General features: G+C 64.7%; 1 pseudogene. It reads left to right on the plus strand.

The annotated features are described in order from the left end of the window. Positions 1-255, plus strand: a pseudogene (locus tag SB753_RS39210) (MFS transporter); the annotation flags it as partial.

The raw sequence follows: 255 nt of genomic DNA on the forward strand, positions 1-255 counted from the left end.
GGGTTCGCCGCCTACGGCTATTCGTTCTATCTGTTCCTGACCTGGCTGCCGGGTTACCTCGTGCAGACCATGCACATGAGCATTCTCAAGTCAGCGGGCTTTGCGGCGATTCCGTGGGCCGTGGCGACGGTGACGGATCTCGTCGTCGGCGGCTGGCTAATCGATCATCTCATCGCGCGCGGCAAGGATGAGACACGCGCGCGCAAGGCCGTCCTCCTGACGGGCATGCTGTCCGGTCTCGCCGCCTTCGGCGCG

It is taken from the genome of Paraburkholderia sp. SIMBA_053, from assembly GCF_046534895.1.
GTDB classification, from domain to species: Bacteria; Pseudomonadota; Gammaproteobacteria; order Burkholderiales; family Burkholderiaceae; genus Paraburkholderia; species Paraburkholderia caledonica.